Origin of the sequence: Aeromicrobium flavum, assembly GCF_007992115.1 — a bacterium.
In the GTDB taxonomy this organism is placed as follows: domain Bacteria; phylum Actinomycetota; class Actinomycetes; order Propionibacteriales; family Nocardioidaceae; genus Aeromicrobium; species Aeromicrobium flavum.
The window spans coordinates 37,674-53,894 of the sequence record NZ_BJZQ01000008.1 but is presented as its reverse complement, the minus strand read 5'-3'; the positions used below and the strand labels follow the sequence as shown (position 1 = coordinate 53,894).

Below are 16,221 nucleotides of genomic sequence, written 5' to 3'. Positions count from 1 at the left end.
GTCAGCCGCCGGCGAACGGTGGCAGCACGTCGACCGTGCCGCCCGCCGGGATGACCGTGGCGCGATCGGTCGTGCGCGTGCCGTCGAGCAGCACCGAGCACCGCGTCAGGACCGGGCCGAGGTCCTCGTACCGCCGCATCAGGTCGTCGAGGAGGTCGCCCAGCGTGGCCACCTCGGCGGTCGTCTCGGACGTGCCGGCAGCCTCGCGGGCAGCGGCGAAGAGTCGTACTCGGACGGGCTCCATGGAGCCAACGTATCCCGCACGCGCTCTGGTCACGATCGGGCGAGCGCGTTAGCGTCGACCCGGTGGAACCCTCCCGACCCGTCACTCGCCTGGCCGAGCAGGCCCGTCGCCGCGCGCCGGCCTGCGGGGGCACCCGGGTCATCGCGATCGACGGGCGCAGCGGATCGGGCAAGACGTCGCTCGCCCTCGACCTCGCCGACCAGACCGGCGCGCCGATCCTGCACCTCGAGCGGCTCTACCCGGGCTGGCACGGGCTCGCCCGGACCCCGGCGTCCGTCCGCGCCCTTCTCGCCGACCTCGCGATCGGCGAGACCGGTCGGGCCCGCCAGTGGGACTGGGCCGTCGACCGGCCCGGCCGGTGGCTCACGGTCCGCCCGACGCCCGAGCTGATCATCGAGGGCGTCGGCTCCGGGGCGCGGGCCCTGCGCCCGTTCCTCAGCTACCTCGTCTGGCTCGAGGCGGACGAGCCGCAGCGCCGCGCCCGGGCGCTGGCCCGCGACGGCGACACCTACGCGCCGTGGTGGGACGTGTGGGCCGCACAGGAGGAGGAGTACCTCGCCTCCGACGTCACCCCCGCGGCCGCCGACCTCATCGTCTCGACGGGGTCCTGACTCCGTTCGCGGTTGTGGCATCATGGACTCGGCGCCACGGCGTCGCGCGGACGTAACTCAATGGCTAGAGTCCCTGCCTTCCAAGCAGGATGTTGCGAGTTCGAATCTCGTCGTCCGCTCTCAGAGCCCGGTCTCGGGCAGCCGGTGCAGGATCAGGACGGCCCGGTCGTCCTCCCCCGGCTCCGTCTGGTCGAGGATGCGCTGCGGCGCCCCGTCCATCCCGTGCGAGATCGCGATCTCAGCCGCTCCGCGCAACCACTCGATGCCGACGGCCAGGTCGAGCGTGCGCGTCTCGACGACGCCGTCGGTGTAGAACATGAGCGCCTCGCCGGGCTGCAGGACGCCGGTCGTGCCGTGGAACTCGGGGCGGTCGATGATGCCGAGCGCCAGCCCGCGAGCGCCGCTGACGACCCACTGCTCGGTGTCGCGCTTCCAGTGCATGGCCGGCGGGTGGCCGGCATTGAGCACCTCGTAGCCGCCGGTCTCCAGGTTGACCAGGACGTGCACCGCCGTCGCGAATCCCTCGTCCCAGTCCTGACGGAGGAGGTAGTCGTTGCCGGCGGCGAACAGTCCCAGCGGCGGCAGGGAGCCGATCAGGCCGCCCAGGGCTCCGGCCAGCTGCAGTGACTGCGTGCCCGCGGCGACACCCTTGCCGCAGACGTCGACGAGCACCATCTCGAGGTACTTCTCGTCCTTCGACAGGTTGGCCACGAGGAAGTCGCCCGCGAACTTGGCGCCACCGGCCGACTCCATCGCCGACTCGCTGACCCAGCCCTGCGGCAGCCTCGGGACGGCGCCCTGGGCCTGCAGGCGGTCGCGCAGCTCCATCAGCATCGCCTCGCCGAGCGCGGCGGGCAGGCCGGAGCGGTTGCGTGAGGAGCTGTAGAGGATGATCCCGGCCGCGAAGTAGACCGAGAGCACCGAGGCGGGTCGGGCCGAGTTGAAGCCGTTGTCGACCGAGTAGACCAGCGCCGACACGGTGGCGGCGAACAGCACGATGACCGACAGCGCGGCCTGCGGCCACCACTGCAGCAGCATGCCGCCGATGAGGATCGGCACGACGAACATCGACACCGGCACGAGGGCGTACCACTGGAGGCTGGCGATGAACATCACCACGGTGATGACCAGCAGCGCCGCCAGCACCGCCATCTGGCCGTCGCGAGAGCCCGAACGCCATTCGCGGGCGTTCGTGGACAGGTAGCGACCGACCGGGTCGCGCCTCGAAACCCTCGTCGTGCTCACGGACCGACCTTACCGGCGGCGCTGGCAGCGCGGGCACCAGAACAGATTTCTGGACGCCACCACCTCGGTGCGCACCCGGGTGCCGCAGACGAGGCACGGCTGACCGTCCCGGCGGTACACGTAGACCTCGCCGCCGTGGTCGTCGACGCGCGGCGGACGGCCCATCGCCTCGGGCTCGTGCTCGGCGCGGACGGTGTCGATCCGTCCGGTCCGGACGCCCTCCCCCATCAGGTCGACGAGGTCGGACCACAGCCGCAGGAACGTGTCGGGGCGCAGGTCGCGGCCGGCGACCATGGGGTCGATCCGGTGCCGGAACAGCACCTCGGCGCGGTAGACGTTGCCCACGCCCGCGACGATGCGCTGGTCCATCAGCAGCGTGGCGATGGGGGCGCGCGACCTCGCCACGAAGGCGGCCGCGCGCTCGACGTCGGCGTCGGGGTCGAGCGGGTCCTCGCCGAGCCTGGCCAGGACCGCGTCGACCTCGTCGGGCGTCAGGAGCTCGCACGCGGTCGGACCGCGGAGGTCGGCCGTGACCTTGCCCGACGACAGCCGCCAGCGGACCTGGCCCACCACCGGCGGCTCCGGGTCCTCGACGAACGAGAACGCGCCGTAGAGGCCCAGGTGCACGTGGACCTGCTCCTCGGTGTCGGAGAACGCGACGAAGAGGTGCTTGCCGTGGGCGGTGGCCTCGGTCAGCTCGCGGCCGTCCAGCCGCGCGGCGCCCTCGAAGCGGCCCTGCGGGCTGCCCGAGCGCACCGGCTTGCCGCCGAACGTGCCGGTCAGGTCCAGCGCGAGCCGGTGGAGGGTGTGGCCCTCAGGCACGCTGCTCGCCCCTCAGAACCGGCCGGTCTCCTCGTACGTCGCCAGGAGGTCGATCCGGCGCTGGTGGCGGTCGGCCTCGCTCCACGGCGTGGCCAGGAAGGCCTCGACGATCTGCTCGGCCTCCTCGAGGGAGTGCATGCGCGCGCCGATGCCCATGACCTGGGCGTTGTTGTGCTGGCGCGCCAGCTGGGCCGTCTCGACGCTCCACGTCAGGGCGCAGCGGACGCCGGGGACCTTGTTGGCGGCGATCTGCTCACCGTTGCCCGAGCCGCCGATCACGATGCCGAGCGAGCCCTTGTCGTCGAGGACGCCCTGGGCGGCGTCCACGCAGAACGGCGGGTAGTCGTCGTCGGCGTCGTAGGCGTGGGCGCCGTGGTCGACGGGCTCGTGACCGTGCTCGGTGAGCCAGGTGACGAGGTGGTTCTTGAGTTCGTAGCCGGCGTGATCGGCACCGAGGTGGACGCGCATGCGGCCATTCTCGCAGGTGCGCTCAGTCGCGGACCATGGGCGTGTGGGCCATCTCGTGCACCCACGCGGAGAACGCGCGCGCCGACTCGTCGCCCGCGTACTCGCCCAGGACGTGCACCTTGAGGCGGCGCCGCTGCTCGGCCATCGGGTCGTGGCGCAGCATCTCGTCGAGCACCTCGGGCAGGCCCGCGAGCGTCCGGTCGACCCGGTACCCGCCGGCGGCCACGGGCACCGCGTCGACGAACTCGTCGAGCCGGTGGACCATGCTCACCATCAGGTACGGCTTGCCCGACGCGAGCCAGTCCGAGACGACGCTCGAGACGTCGGAGACGAGGGCGTCGGCGTGGTTCATGCACGCGGTGACGGACCAGTCGCGCACGGCCTCCTCGCCCCAGGCGTGCCGGCCCGGGGTGGCCGGGTCGTCGTGGTCGGCGCGCAGGATCTCGTTCAGCTCGACGAGCTTCGCCGACCAGTACGGATCGCGCAGGAAGACCGGGTGCGGACGGAACACGACGTCGACCCCGGCGTCGAGCAGGGTGCGCAGGATCCTCCCCGCCAGGGGCATCGAGGAGAAGCCCGTCTGCTGGCCGTTGCCGACCCACGTGGGGGCGTAGAGCACCGTGGGGCGGGCGACCTCGGTGACCGGCTGGGCTGCGGGCAGCACGTCGCCGGACTGGGGCCGCCCCAGCAGCACGAAGCGCTCGCGCGGGATCTCGACCCCGTGCCGGGCGTACCGCTCGACGGCGGCCTCCCCCGACGCGACGAGGACGTCGAACCGCAGGTGCCGCGGGTGGTGGCTGCCGGCCTTGTCGGAGTCGCCGTGGCCCAGCCAGACGTGGCGGACCGAGCGGATCCCCATCAGCTTGAGGTGTCCGGGCGCGTTGTGGACGTAGAAGAACGTCGTGATCGTGGGGACCGTGAGGGCGCGCATGTCGCCCAGCACGTCCGAGCCGGTCGCGATCCACGGCATGGCCGGCCGGATCGCCGCGCGCAGCTCGGCGCAGTAGTGCTCGCGCAGACCCACGATCACGCCGCGGTCCCCCGAGGCGAGCAGGTGCGGCTCCCACATGCCGACGTGGATCGGACCGCCGCCGTAGCCGCCGTAGCCCAGCACGAAGCGCGGCTCCCAGGCCGCCAGGGCCCGGCGCAGCTCCCGCCGGGCCTGCCACAGCACCAGCTTGTCCGCGACCACCGGGACGGCCGCGACGAGCAGCGCCACGAAGGCGACCGCGACGACCTGGACGGGGGCGACCGCCACGGCCAGCGCGGTCAGGGCGCCGATCCAGCGGACGGCGACGACGAACGGGCCACGGTCGCGGGGCTCGGGCGCCGGACAGACCTCGGGCTCCGGCGCTCCGGGCAGTCCGTGGACGTGCGGCGGCGTCGCCGGACGCAGCATCGCGGCCCGGACGATGCCGACCGCGATCACGGCGGCCGCGACCTCGGGGACGCCCACGTCGTGGACGAGGGCCCGGGCCACCAGCGCCAGGGCTCCGACGGCGACGAGACCGGCCGACGACCAGGCGAGCGTGCGGTCACGCGTCGGGACGTCGGTGCGGAACCGGTGGCGGAGGTCGTCCGCCCAGCGCTCGTGGCGTCGGCGCAGGCGGGCGACCGCGCTCAGCTTCTCGTCGGACATCGGCCCCAGTATCGCGGCCGACACGCCTCAGTCGAAGATCGGCTCGCGGGTGCGCGTGCGCTTCAGCTCGAAGAAGCCGTCGTAGGACGCCAGCGCGCGAGCGCCGTCGAACACCGTGCCGGCCTGCTCCCCCTTCGGCGCGGGCGACACGACCGGACCGAAGAAGGCGGTGTCGCCGATCGAGATGACCGGCGTGCCGACCTCCTCGCCGACGCGCTCGATGCCGTCGGTGTGGGAGGCGCGGACGGCGTCGTCGAGCGACGTGTCGTCGGCGGCGGCGGCCAGCTCGGCCGGCAGGCCGGCCTCGGCGAGGGCCTCCTCGTAGAGCGCGCGGTCGAAGTCGCGGCCCTCGACGTGCCGGCGGGTGCCGAGCGCCGTGTAGAGGTCGCGCAGCGACTCGGTGCCGTGCTGTTGCTCGGCCGCGATGCACAGGCGCACCGGTCCCCAGCCGCGCTCGATCATGTCCTTGTACTCCTGCGGCACGTCCTTGTCCTCGTTGAGGACGGACAGGCTCATCACGTGGAAAACGGTGTGGACGGGCCGAACCTGCTCGACCTCGAGCATCCAGCGCGACGTCATCCAGGCCCAAGGGCACAGCGGGTCGAACCAGAGGTCGACGGTCTCGGTCTCAGAGGTGGTCATGTCCGGTCCAACAACGGACGGCCGGCGCGCATTTCCTCGATGAGCGCCGCGACCACGGTGTCGAGCTCGCCGGCGTGCTTCTCGGCGACCGCACGCTGGCGCTGGTAGGACGCCCCGCCGGCGGCCATGATGTCGCGAATCCCCTGCAGCTCCTCGGTGCAGTCCAAATCGGCGGCGACCGGCTCGAGCTGGACCAGCAGCCGCTCGAGGTCGTCGGTGACGAGCTCCTCGCGGGCGTCGCGGTCGAGGATCAGGATGGCGTCCATGCCGTACCGCGCGGCGCGCCACTTGTTCTCCTGCACGAACCACGACGGGATGGACGGCAGCTCACGGCCCGCGTCCAGCTCGCGCGAGTGGAACTCGACCAGGCAGTGGGTCAGCGCCGCGATGCTGGCCAGCTCGGACATCGTCGGGATGCCGTCGCAGATGCGCATCTCGAGCGTGCCGAACTTCGGCGAGGGGCGGATGTCCCAGCGGATCTCGTCGAACACGTCGATCACGCCGGTCTTCATCATGTCGTCGACGTACTGCTCGAGCTCGTGCCAGTGGTCGAACTGGAACGGCAGCCCGGCGGTGGGCAGCTGCTGGAACATCAGCGCGCGGTTCGAGGCGTAGCCGGTGTCCTGGCCGCCCCAGAACGGGCTGGACGCGCTGAGCGCGAGGAAGTGGCCGTAGTGCGTGAGCATCGCCCGGCTGATCGGCAGGACCTTGTCGCGGTCCTCGATGCCGACGTGCACGTGCACGCCGTAGATCAGCATCTGGCGGCCCCACCACTGGGTGCGGTCGATGAGGGTGGCGTAGCGCTGCTTGTCGGTGACCTTCTGCTGGGTCCACCGCGCGAACGGGTGGGTGCCGGCGCACATCAGCTCGACCCGCAGCGGGTCGGTGATGAGGCGGAGGGTCTCGATGCTGCGGCTCAGGTCGTCCGTGACCTCCTTGACCGACCGGCACACGCCGGTGACCACCTCGACGGTGTTGAGCAGCAGCTCCTGCTTGATGTGCGGATGGTCGCCACCGCCCTGCGGCGCGACCGCGTCGAGCACCGTCTGCGCCACCTGACGCAGGTCCCCGGAGTCTTGGTCGACCAGCGCCAGCTCCCACTCCACGCCGATCGTCGACCGCTCCGAGGCGGCGAACCCGATGTCCATGCCCCCATCCTGCCCGACGGTCTCGGCCGGGGCGCCGCCGAAAGGCGCGCGTGTGACCGATCTCCGGTCCGGAGGCGCCCGGGTGGCTGGGACGGACCGGGCTCCGGGTGGAAGAGTAAGGACATGCCCGGAACCAACCTGACTCGTGAAGAAGCCCGCCAGCGCGCCGCCGTCGTCTCGGACGCGGCCTACGACATCGCCCTGGACCTGACCCTCGAGGGCGAGCGCTTCGGCTCCGTCACCAGGTTGACGTTCGCCGCGCAGCCCGGCTCGTCGACCTTCGTCGATCTCGTCGACGCGGAGCTGTCGTCGGTGACCCTCAACGGTCGCGAGCTGGACCTGTCGGCCTACGCCGACCAGCGCCTCGCGATCGACGGACTCGAGGCCCAGAACGAGCTGGTCGTCACCGGCACGTGCCTGTACTCGCACTCGGGCGAGGGCCTGCACCGCTTCGTCGACCCGGCCGACGACAAGGTCTACCTCTACACGCAGTTCGAGGTGCCCGACGCCCGCCGCGTCTTCGCCACCTTCGAGCAGCCCGACCTCAAGGCGGAGTTCACGTTTCACGTGACCGCGCCGTCGCACTGGAAGGTCGTCTCCAACTCCCCCACGCCCGAGCCGGTCGCCGCCGACGGCGACGCCGCGGTGTGGCACTTCGCGCCGACGAAGACGATGAGCACGTACATCACCGCGCTGGTGGCCGGCGACTACCACGAGGTGCGCGACACGTACACGGGCCAGCACGGCGAGATCCCGCTCGGCGTGTTCTGCCGCCAGTCGCTCGTGCCGCACCTCGACGAGGACGACATCTTCCTCGTCACCAAGCAGGGCTTCGAGTTCTTCGAGGGCGCCTTCCAGATGGGCTACCCCTTCGGCAAGTACGACCAGGTGTTCGTGCCGGAGTACAACATGGGCGCGATGGAGAACGCGGGCTGCGTGACCTTCCGCGACGAGATGATCTTCCGCAGCCGCCAGACGGTCTCGGCCTACGAGCAGCGCGCGAACACGATCCTGCACGAGATGGCGCACATGTGGTTCGGCGACCTCGTGACCATGAAGTGGTGGGACGACCTGTGGCTGAACGAGTCGTTCGCCGAGTTCGCGGCGCATCACTCGTCGGTCAAGGCCACCCGCTTCACCGACGCCTGGACCGGCTTCACCAACAACCGCAAGAACTGGGCGTACCGCCAGGACCAGCTGCCCACGACGCACCCGATCGCCGCCGACAACTACGACCTGCACGCGGTCGAGGCGAACTTCGACGGCATCACCTACGCCAAGGGCGCCTCGGCGCTCAAGCAGCTCGTCGCCTGGGTGGGCGAGGAGGACTTCTTCGCCGGCCTGCGCAGCTACTTCACGAAGTACGCGTACGGCAACACCGAGCTCACGGACCTGCTGGCGGAGCTGTCGCAGGCCTCCGGGCGCGAGCTCGACAGCTGGGCGGCCGAGTGGCTCCAGACGTCCGGCGTCAACACGCTGCGCGCGGACTTCGACGTCGACGACTCCGGCGAGTTCACGCGGTTCGAGGTCGAGCAGACCGCGACGCAGGAGTACCCGACGCTGCGCCGTCACCGCATCGCCATCGGCCTCTACGAGCGCCAGGGCGACCAACTGGTGCGCGTCGACCGGATCGAGACCGACATCGAGGGCGACCGCACCGCGATCGACGAGCTCGTCGGCCGGCGCCGTCCCGACCTGATCCTGCTCAACGACGACGACCTGACCTACGCCAAGATCCGGCTCGACGAGGGTTCCTTCGAGACGCTGCTGTCCGGCATCGGCCACGTCGCGGAGTCGCTGCCGCGCGCGCTGTGCTGGGGCTCTGCGTGGGACATGACCCGGGACGCGGAGCTGCCGTCGGCGTCGTTCGTCGACCTCGTGCTGGCGGGCGTCGGCACGGAGTCGGACCTCACCGCCGTCTCCTCGCTGCTGCGCCAGGGTCAGTCCGCGATCAACCTCTTCACGTCCGACGAGAAGCGTCCCGAGCTGGCACGGCACTGGGAGCAGGGCGTGGCCGAGCTGCTGGCCGCGGCCGAGGCGGGCAGCGACCACCAGCTCGCGTTCGCGCGGGCGCTGGCGTCCGCGGCCACCTCTGCCGATCGCCTGCGGCAGGTGCTCGGCGGTTCGGTCGAGGGGCTGGAGCTGGACGCCGACCTGCGCTGGAGCCTCATCCGCGGCCTGGCCCGGCTGGGCGATGCCGACGAGGCCGAGATCGACGCCGAGCTGGCCCGGGACGACACGAACCAGGGCCGTGAGAACGCCGCCGGCGCCCGCGCCCTGCGTCCGCTCGCCGAGGCCAAGGCCGAGGCGTGGCGCCGCGTCGTGGAGGACGCGTCGACCCCCAACGAGACGCGTCGCCAGATCGCGGCCAGCTTCCAGGTTCCCGGCCAGGTCGAGGTGCTCGCGCCGTACGTCGACCGGTACCTCGAGATGGCCGACACGGTCATCGACGAAATGGGCGTGTGGATCGGCCAGAACGCGCTGATCCACCTGTTCCCGCTGGCGAACCCGACGTCCGAGGCACTGGCCAAGGTCGACGCGTGGCTCGACGCGACGCAGGCCCCCGCCGCCGCGCGCCGCTACGTCATGGAGGGCCGCGACGACCTGCGCCGCGCCCTGAAGGCCCGCGAGATCAACTGATCCGCCCCGCGAACGGCCCCTGACCACCGAGGTGGTCAGGGGCCGTCTCCGTGCCTGCGCCTACAGCGTCACGTCCTCCAGCATCTCGGTGACCAGCGCCGCCACGGGCGAGCGCTCGGACCGGGTGAGGGTGACGTGCGAGAACAGCGGGTGGCCCTTGAGCTTCTCGACCACGGCGACGATGCCGTCGTAGCGACCGACCCGCAGGTTGTCGCGCTGGGCGACGTCGTGCGTCAGCACCACCTTGGAGTTGGCGCCGATGCGCGACAGCACCGTCAGCAGCACGTTGCGCTCCAGCGACTGGGCCTCGTCGACGATGACGAACGCGTCGTGCAGCGAGCGGCCGCGGATGTGCGTGAGCGGCAGCACCTCGAGCATCTGGCGGTCGATGATCTCGTCGACGACGTGCGGTGAGGCGACGGCGCCGAGCGTGTCGAACACGGCCTGACCCCACGGGCCCATCTTCTCCTCGGAGCTGCCCGGCAGGTAGCCCAGCTCCTGCCCCCCGACGGCGTACAGCGGGCGGAAGACGATGACCTTCTTGTGCTGGCGCCGCTCCATCACCGCCTCGAGGCCGGCGCAGATCGCCAGCGCCGACTTGCCGGTGCCGGCACGACCGCCGAGCGAGACGATGCCGACCTCGGGGTCGAGCAGCAGGTCCAGGGCGATGCGCTGCTCGGCGGAGCGGCCGTGCAGGCCGAAGGCCTCCCGGTCGCCACGGACGAGCCGCACCTGCTTGTCGGCCGTCACCCGGCCGAGCGCGCTGCCCTTGTCGGACAGCATCACCAGGCCGGTGTGGCACGGCAGCTCACGCGCCGACTCGAGGTCGATCGTGCCGTGCTCGTACAGGTCGTCGAGATCGAGGCTGTCGACCTCGATCTCGGTCATGCCCGTCCACCCGGTCTCGAGCGCCCACTCGGCGCGGTACTCCTCGGCGGTCAGGCCCACCGCGGACGCCTTGACGCGCATCGGCAGGTCCTTGGAGACCAGGACGACGTCGTGGCCCTCGTTGGCGAGGTTGCGGGCGACCGACAGGATCCGCGTGTCGTTGTCGCCGAGCCGGAACCCGGACGGCAGCGACGAGTGGTCGGTGTGGTTCAGCTCGACCCGCAGGGTGCCGCCCTCGTCGCCGATCGGCATCGGGACGTCGATGGTGCCGTGCGTGACGCGCAGGTCGTCGAGGAAGCGCAGGGCGTTGCGCGCGAAGTAGCCGAGCTCGGGGTGCTGGCGCTTGGCCTCCAGCTCGGTGATGACCACGATCGGGATGACGACCTCGTGCTCCCCGAAGCGGGCCATCGCGGCCGGATCGGCCAGCAGGACGCTCGTGTCGAGGACGTAGGTGCGGTGATCGGGGCGGTTCGTCACACTCTTCGTAGCAGCCACGGCTGCCTCCTCGAGAGCCACACGCGCGCCCGGCGCCCAGCCCTCATCTAGTGGGTGGGGGGCTGAGCCTTCCGATGACCGAAGGGCTCGAGATCGAGCATGGGCACACCCCGAAAGTACGACCGGGATGTGACGGAGGAAGGCAGACTCGCCGCGCGGCGCGTGACGTTTGTGTGAACGACAGGCGGCGAGCGTCAGCTGCCGAAGCGGCGCTCGCGACTGGCGTAGGAGCGCATCGCGCGCAGGAAGTCGACGCGACGGAACGCGGGCCACATGGCGTCGCAGAAGTAGAACTCCGAGTGCACGCTCTGCCACAGCAGGAAGCCGCTCAGCCGCTGCTCGCCCGACGTGCGGATGACGAGGTCGGGGTCGGGCTGGCCCTTCGTGTAGAGGTGCTCGGCGATGTGGTCGACCTCGAGCGTCGAGGCGACCTCCTCGAGCGTGCGACCCGAGCCGGCCTGCTCGAGCAGGAGGGAGCGCATGGCGTCGGTCAGCTCCTGGCGGCCGCCGTACCCGACACAGACGTTGACCGACAGGGCCGACTCGACGTCCGCGGTGAGGTCGGCGGCGCGCTTCATCCGCGACGCTGACTCGGCCGGCAGCATGTCGAGGTTGCCGATCAGGCGGATGCGGTATCCCGCCGCGGCGAGGTCCTCGACGAGTCGCTCGATGACGACCAGCAGCGCCGCCAGCTCGTCGGCGGGACGGCGCAGGTTGTCGGTGGAGAGCAGCCAGAGCGTGACGATCTCGACGCCGAGCTCGTCGCACCAGCCGAGGAACTCGCTGATCTTGTCGGCGCCGGCCTGGTAGCCGTGGTCGACCCCGGCCCCGGCTCCACGGGCCCAGCGCCGGTTGCCGTCGACGATCGCGCCCACGTGCCGCGGGAGGCACTCGGCCTCGAGACCCTTGGCGAGGCGACGCTCGTACACGCCGTAGAGGAGATCGCTGACCGGCATGGCGCCAGCGTACGCGGCCGACCTGCGCGCTGGGACGACCGTCACGTGGTCGCCCGACTCGCCCCTGCGACACCGAGGACTAGGATTGCGGCCATGGCGTCCCCCAAGCACGAGTCGATCGTCGAAGACGTGGGCGATCGCGTACGGGGGACGGTCGAGGAGATCAAGCCCAAGCTCCGTGGCTGGCTGCACGCGGCCACCGCACCCCTCGCCCTGATCTCGTTCCTGGTCATGCTCGTGCTGGCCGACAGCGTGGCCGCACGCGCCGGCGCCGCGGTGTTCATGCTCAGCGCACTGCTGCTGTTCGGCGTCAGCGCGGTCTATCACACGGTGCCGTGGCGCGAGCGCGCCAAGCAGACGCTGCGCCGGCTCGACCACTCCAACATCTTCGTGATGATCGCCGGCTCCTACACGCCGTTCTCCCTGCTGCTGCTCGAGCGCGACCAGACCATCATCTTGCTCTCGCTGGTCTGGGGCGGTGCCCTGCTGGGCGTCCTGTTCAAGGTCTTCTGGCTGTCCGCGCCGCGGTGGGTCTACGTGCCGCTGTACCTGGCGCTGGGCTGGGCCGCGCTGATCTACCTGCCCGACTTCATGGCCGCGGCGTCCACGGTCACGTTCGTCATGTTGTCGCTCGGGGGGCTGTTCTACACGATCGGCGCCCTGGTCTACGCCTTCCAGTGGCCCGACCCCAACCCCCGCTGGTTCGGGTACCACGAGGTCTTCCACGCGCTGACGATCGCGGCGTTCATCGTGCACTACATCGGCGTCAGCTTCCTGGTGTACCGAGGGAACTGATCCCTCACTCCCCCGTCAGCGCGGCGGGGTCGGTGACGGGCAGCCGGCAGACGAAGTCGCGGCAGACGTAGGCCGTCGCCATTCCGTCGATCGCCTCGCGCCCCCCGAACAGCGGGACGGGCGATCCCTCACGGGTCGCGACCACCACAGCTCCCGGCGTGGTGAGTCCGAGGGCCGCACGGTGCATCGGCCCGCCCACCTCGCCGACGACCGCGATCTCGGCCGGCCCGTCGTGCAGCGCCTCGGCCGCGGCGAGCGTCCAGCCCGCGTAGCGCGGGGCGCCCGTGGCCAGTCCTGCGGCCGACTCGACACAGTCGACGGCGGCGGCTCGCAGGTCGTGGTCGCCGGTGACCGCGGCCAGCGCGAGCAGGCCGTGGGCCAGCGCGGAGGAGCCGGCCGGGTTCGCGTTGTCGGACACGTCGCGCGGGCGGACCAGCAGCGCCGTCGTGTCGTCGGCGGTGTCGTACCAACCGCCGTCCTCGGCCCGGAAGTGCGCGAGCGCACGATCGGCCACGTGACGGGCCCGGTCGAGCCAGCGCGGGTCGTCGGTGGCGCCGAGCACGGCGACGAAGGCCTCGATGACCGCGCCGTGGTCCTCCAGCACGGCGGCGTGCTCGGAGCGGACCCCGCCGAGCGAGGTCCGGACGAATCCCGGCTCCACGTGCAGGTCCCACAGCAGCGTCGCGGCCTCGGTGGCCGCCTCGACGAGGTCGGGACGGTCGAGCAGGATGCCGGTCTCCGCCAGCGCCGTGATCGCATAGCCGTTCCAAGCGGCGACCACCTTGTCGTCGCGGGCGGGACGCGTCCGCTCGGCGCGGATCTCGAGCAGGCGCGCCTTCACGCGCTCCCAGCGCTCCGGGTCGTCGGGGTCGCTCAGCAGCTGCAGCGTCGACAGGCCGCGCTCGAACGTGCCGCCGCCGGTGACGGACAGCAGCTGCACCGCCCACGCCGCGTCGCCCGTGCCGAGCGCCTTCATCAGCTGGTGCGGGTTCCACACGTAGAACGTGCCCTCGTGACCGTCGCTGTCGGCGTCGAGCGCCGAGGCGAACCCGCCCTCGTCGGTGCGCAGTTCGGCCAGCAGGAAGTCGGCCGTCTCGCGGCACACCCGCTCGGCCAACGCGACCTGCGGGCCCTCGTCGCCGCGGGCCCTGAGCGCGCGGTACCAGTGCAGGTAGGCGCGCAGCAGCAGGGCGTTGTCGTAGAGCATCTTCTCAAAGTGCGGCACGCGCCAGAAGCGGTCGACGCTGTAGCGGGCGAAGCCGCCGGCGAGCTGGTCGTACATGCCGCCGCGCGCCATGGCCTCGAAGGTGCGGCCCATGACCTGCCAGACCTTCTCGTCGCCGGTGCGGGCGTGCTGCCGCAGCAGGAACTCCAGCATCATCGACGGCGGGAACTTGGGCGCGGCGCCGAAGCCGCCGGCCTCCTCGTCCGCCTGCCCGACGAGCGTGCGCGCCGCCCCGTCGAGGTCGTCGGCGGTCAGCGGCTCACCCCCGAGGTCGTCGTTCGTGGCGAGGAAGTCGAGCACCTGCCCGGCCGATGAGGTGACCTCGTCCCGGCGGTTCTGCCACGCGTCGACCAGCGCCTGCAGGACCTGGCTGAACGCTGGGTGGCCCGCCGTGGGCTCTGGCGGGAAGTACGTGCCCGCGAAGAACGGCTCGCCCGCCGGGGTGAGCACGCACGTCATCGGCCAGCCGCCCTGCCCGGTCATCGCCTGCGTCGCCCGCATGTAGACCGCGTCGATGTCCGGCCGCTCCTCGCGGTCGACCTTGATGTTCACGAAGTGCTCGTTCATGTAGGCCGCGGTCGCCGGGTCCTCGAAGGACTCGTGCGCCATCACGTGGCACCAGTGACAGGCGGCGTACCCGACCGACAGGAGAATCGGTGTATCACGACGCTTTGCTTCCGCAAGTGCCTCCGGTCCCCACTCCCACCAATCCACTGGATTTTCAGCGTGCTGTCGCAGATAGGGCGACTGTGACTGGGAAAGTCGGTTGGTCATGTCCATGACTCCTGACAAGTGGCAGATGTATCACTTCTGCCCGAGTGATACACGAGAGTGATACACGAAACGTCGTTCAGCAGGCGCGGGCTGCACACCTGACTTCCAGCCTAGGGAGGAGATGCACATGGCACCTCGCAAGAAGCCGACGCTACTGGCGCAGGGGAAGCCGCGCACGCTCGGGACTTCGCGTCCGTGGCGGGTCCGGCTGTACGCACCGGCGCCAGGAGGCACGAAGTACCAGGTGATGTTCCGCGCTCCCGCTGGCGAGGGTGAGCCGTGGAAGCGGGTGCTGCGACGTGCCAACTCGGAGGCAGAGGCGCGCAAGATCTTCAACCAGGCCGAAGCCGCACTGGACACCGAGCAGGCGCTGCCGGCAGGTGCTGACCTGCGCGCCTCGCGGACCATCCGGATGCTCGGCGAGGAGTTTGTCAACGACAGCGTGGCGCGCGGCAAGCACCCGCGGACCATCGAGCAGCGGGTGTCAGTCCTGAACGCGCACATCCTGCCGACGATCGGGGACGTGCCGGTGACCAAGTGGCGCATCGAGCACAGCCGCAAGGTGATGGAGAAGGGGTCGAAGACGCGTTTCTCCGCCAGCGGCCGCGAGGACCTGCGTGTTCAACTCGCGGCGATGCGCAAGCTCGCGTGGCGGCTCGGCTGGCTCGACCGTGGCATCGATCCGCTGGACGGCCTTGAGATCGCGCGAGCCAACATCCTCCACGGAGCGACCGCGCACTACGTCGACCCGCGCCTACGCCCCGAGACCCGTCAGGTGCGCGCGATGGCCGCCGCCGCTGATCTGTTGTGCGGCCCCGAGGGCACCGACCGCCAGATGACCCGGCTCCCGCTGTTCGGCACGAAGATCCGCGTCGCCGGCTTCGGCGGCCTGCGCCTCAGCGAGCAGAACGCCCTGCGTGCAATCGACGTCTTCTTCGACCGCGGCTACGTGCAGGTCAACGGCTCCTGGACCACACCCCGAGGGCAGGCTCCCTACCGCGGCCCGGTGAAGAACCACACGCTGCACGAGGTGCCTCTGCCTCGGTCGCTCATGGAAGGCGAGCTCCTTCCCCGCGTCAAGGAACTGCTCGGCCTGCCTGCGAAGGCTTCTCTCCAGCAGGTCACCAATGCCCAAGAGGCCGAGCGCCAGCGCCGCGCCAACCTCGCCGCCCGCGCGCTTGACAAGAGCGTCGCCTGGTGGAACTACCCCGTCCCTCCCGAGGACGAACAGTGGCTGTTCGTCGACACCTTCACCGGCGTACCTGTGAAACCGGAGTGGCACAACGACCGCTGGCACCGCATCCGCGCGTGGGTCGACGAGAACGATCCAGACAACGCATGGCCCCGCACGATCGTCTACCGCAACCTGCGCCACCATGCCGCGACGAAATGGTTCCACGAGGAACTCGGCGAGCCCTGGGAGGTCGTCGCGCAGTACCTCGGCGACAAGCTCACCACCGTCCTCAACCACTACGTACGCGCCGGCGAGGACGCACTGCGTGACTCGGTCAGTAAACTCGCGACTCTGTAGCCACTCGCCAGGACAACTTCGAAGACTGCAGAACGCGCGGGTGAGCGTGGCCTGCCCGAGTTCGCGTGCTCGGCGGGCTTTCGAAGTTCCGACCGGTC

14 protein-coding genes and 1 tRNA gene are annotated in these 16,221 nt (G+C 70.9%); 5 read left to right on the top strand and 10 right to left on the bottom strand.

The features are described 5' to 3' along the window. Window position 1: 1 nt before the first annotated feature. Window positions 2-244, bottom strand: a complete 243-nt coding sequence (locus AFL01nite_RS09410; RefSeq protein ID WP_146827423.1) for a MoaD/ThiS family protein — start codon at window positions 242-244, stop codon at window positions 2-4. Between the two features lie 62 nt (window positions 245-306). Between AFL01nite_RS09410 and AFL01nite_RS09405 the strand changes: the two genes are divergently transcribed. Together AFL01nite_RS09405 and AFL01nite_RS09400 are read left to right on the top strand one after the other, a co-directional pair. Beyond that, the gene (locus tag AFL01nite_RS09405; RefSeq protein ID WP_146827422.1) at window positions 307-855 is read left to right on the top strand and encodes a nucleoside/nucleotide kinase family protein; all 549 of its coding nucleotides are present in this window, start codon (window positions 307-309) and stop codon (window positions 853-855) included. A 46-nt stretch (window positions 856-901) separates the two neighbouring features. Further along, window positions 902-974, top strand: a tRNA-Gly gene (locus tag AFL01nite_RS09400). A 1-nt stretch (window position 975) separates the two neighbouring features. On the opposite strand, the gene AFL01nite_RS09395 is transcribed toward AFL01nite_RS09400, so the two are convergent. Genes AFL01nite_RS09395 through AFL01nite_RS09370 form a run of 6 tightly spaced genes read right to left on the bottom strand, consistent with a single transcriptional unit; the run spans window position 976 to window position 6,819 of the window. Beyond that, complete coding sequence (locus tag AFL01nite_RS09395; RefSeq protein ID WP_146827421.1) at window positions 976-2,100, bottom strand: PP2C family protein-serine/threonine phosphatase; 1,125 nt, start codon at window positions 2,098-2,100, stop codon at window positions 976-978. A gap of 9 nt (window positions 2,101-2,109) precedes the next feature. Further along, window positions 2,110-2,922 carry an Fpg/Nei family DNA glycosylase gene (locus tag AFL01nite_RS09390; RefSeq protein ID WP_146827420.1) on the bottom strand — a complete coding sequence of 271 codons (813 nt, stop codon included), beginning with the start codon at window positions 2,920-2,922 and terminating at the stop codon, window positions 2,110-2,112. Window positions 2,923-2,934: 12 nt separating this feature from the next. Next, window positions 2,935-3,390, bottom strand: a complete 456-nt coding sequence (locus tag AFL01nite_RS09385) for a ribose-5-phosphate isomerase (protein WP_146827419.1) — start codon at window positions 3,388-3,390, stop codon at window positions 2,935-2,937. A 22-nt stretch (window positions 3,391-3,412) separates the two neighbouring features. Next, window positions 3,413-5,029 carry a CDP-glycerol glycerophosphotransferase family protein gene (locus AFL01nite_RS09380; protein WP_146827418.1) on the bottom strand — a complete coding sequence of 539 codons (1,617 nt, stop codon included), beginning with the start codon at window positions 5,027-5,029 and terminating at the stop codon, window positions 3,413-3,415. Between the two features lie 27 nt (window positions 5,030-5,056). After that, a complete protein-coding gene (locus AFL01nite_RS09375) occupies window positions 5,057-5,671 on the bottom strand; it encodes a mycothiol-dependent nitroreductase Rv2466c family protein (RefSeq protein ID WP_146827417.1) in 615 nt (204 codons plus the stop codon). After that, on the bottom strand, window positions 5,668-6,819 hold the full coding sequence (locus AFL01nite_RS09370) for a glutamate--cysteine ligase (protein ID WP_146827416.1): 1,152 nt from the start codon (window positions 6,817-6,819) through the stop codon (window positions 5,668-5,670). The genes AFL01nite_RS09375 and AFL01nite_RS09370 overlap by 4 nt, the downstream gene beginning before the upstream one ends. 123 nt (window positions 6,820-6,942) lie before the next feature. On the opposite strand from AFL01nite_RS09370, the gene pepN reads away from it, so the two are divergent. Beyond that, window positions 6,943-9,459 carry an aminopeptidase N gene (gene pepN, locus AFL01nite_RS09365; protein ID WP_146827415.1) on the top strand — a complete coding sequence of 839 codons (2,517 nt, stop codon included), beginning with the start codon at window positions 6,943-6,945 and terminating at the stop codon, window positions 9,457-9,459. A gap of 60 nt (window positions 9,460-9,519) precedes the next feature. On the opposite strand, the gene phoH2 is transcribed toward pepN, so the two are convergent. Further along, a complete protein-coding gene (phoH2, locus tag AFL01nite_RS09360; RefSeq protein WP_222593475.1) occupies window positions 9,520-10,842 on the bottom strand; it encodes an RNA 5'-3' helicase PhoH2 in 1,323 nt (440 codons plus the stop codon). Window positions 10,843-11,036: 194 nt separating this feature from the next. After that, window positions 11,037-11,798: an isoprenyl transferase gene (locus AFL01nite_RS09355; protein ID WP_146827413.1), complete on the bottom strand. Its 762-nt coding sequence runs from the start codon at window positions 11,796-11,798 to the stop codon at window positions 11,037-11,039. Window positions 11,799-11,891: 93 nt separating this feature from the next. Between AFL01nite_RS09355 and trhA the strand changes: the two genes are divergently transcribed. Further along, window positions 11,892-12,593, top strand: coding sequence for a PAQR family membrane homeostasis protein TrhA (gene trhA, locus AFL01nite_RS09350; protein WP_146827412.1), 702 nt, complete (start codon window positions 11,892-11,894; stop codon window positions 12,591-12,593). Window positions 12,594-12,597: 4 nt separating this feature from the next. On the opposite strand, the gene AFL01nite_RS09345 is transcribed toward trhA, so the two are convergent. Further along, the gene (locus AFL01nite_RS09345; protein WP_146827411.1) at window positions 12,598-14,592 is read right to left on the bottom strand and encodes a thioredoxin domain-containing protein; all 1,995 of its coding nucleotides are present in this window, start codon (window positions 14,590-14,592) and stop codon (window positions 12,598-12,600) included. Between the two features lie 127 nt (window positions 14,593-14,719). Here AFL01nite_RS09345 and AFL01nite_RS09340 point away from each other — a divergent pair, with 127 nt between their 5' ends. After that, on the top strand, window positions 14,720-16,123 hold the full coding sequence (locus AFL01nite_RS09340; RefSeq protein ID WP_146827410.1) for a site-specific integrase: 1,404 nt from the start codon (window positions 14,720-14,722) through the stop codon (window positions 16,121-16,123). The last annotated feature ends 98 nt before the right edge of the window (window positions 16,124-16,221 follow it).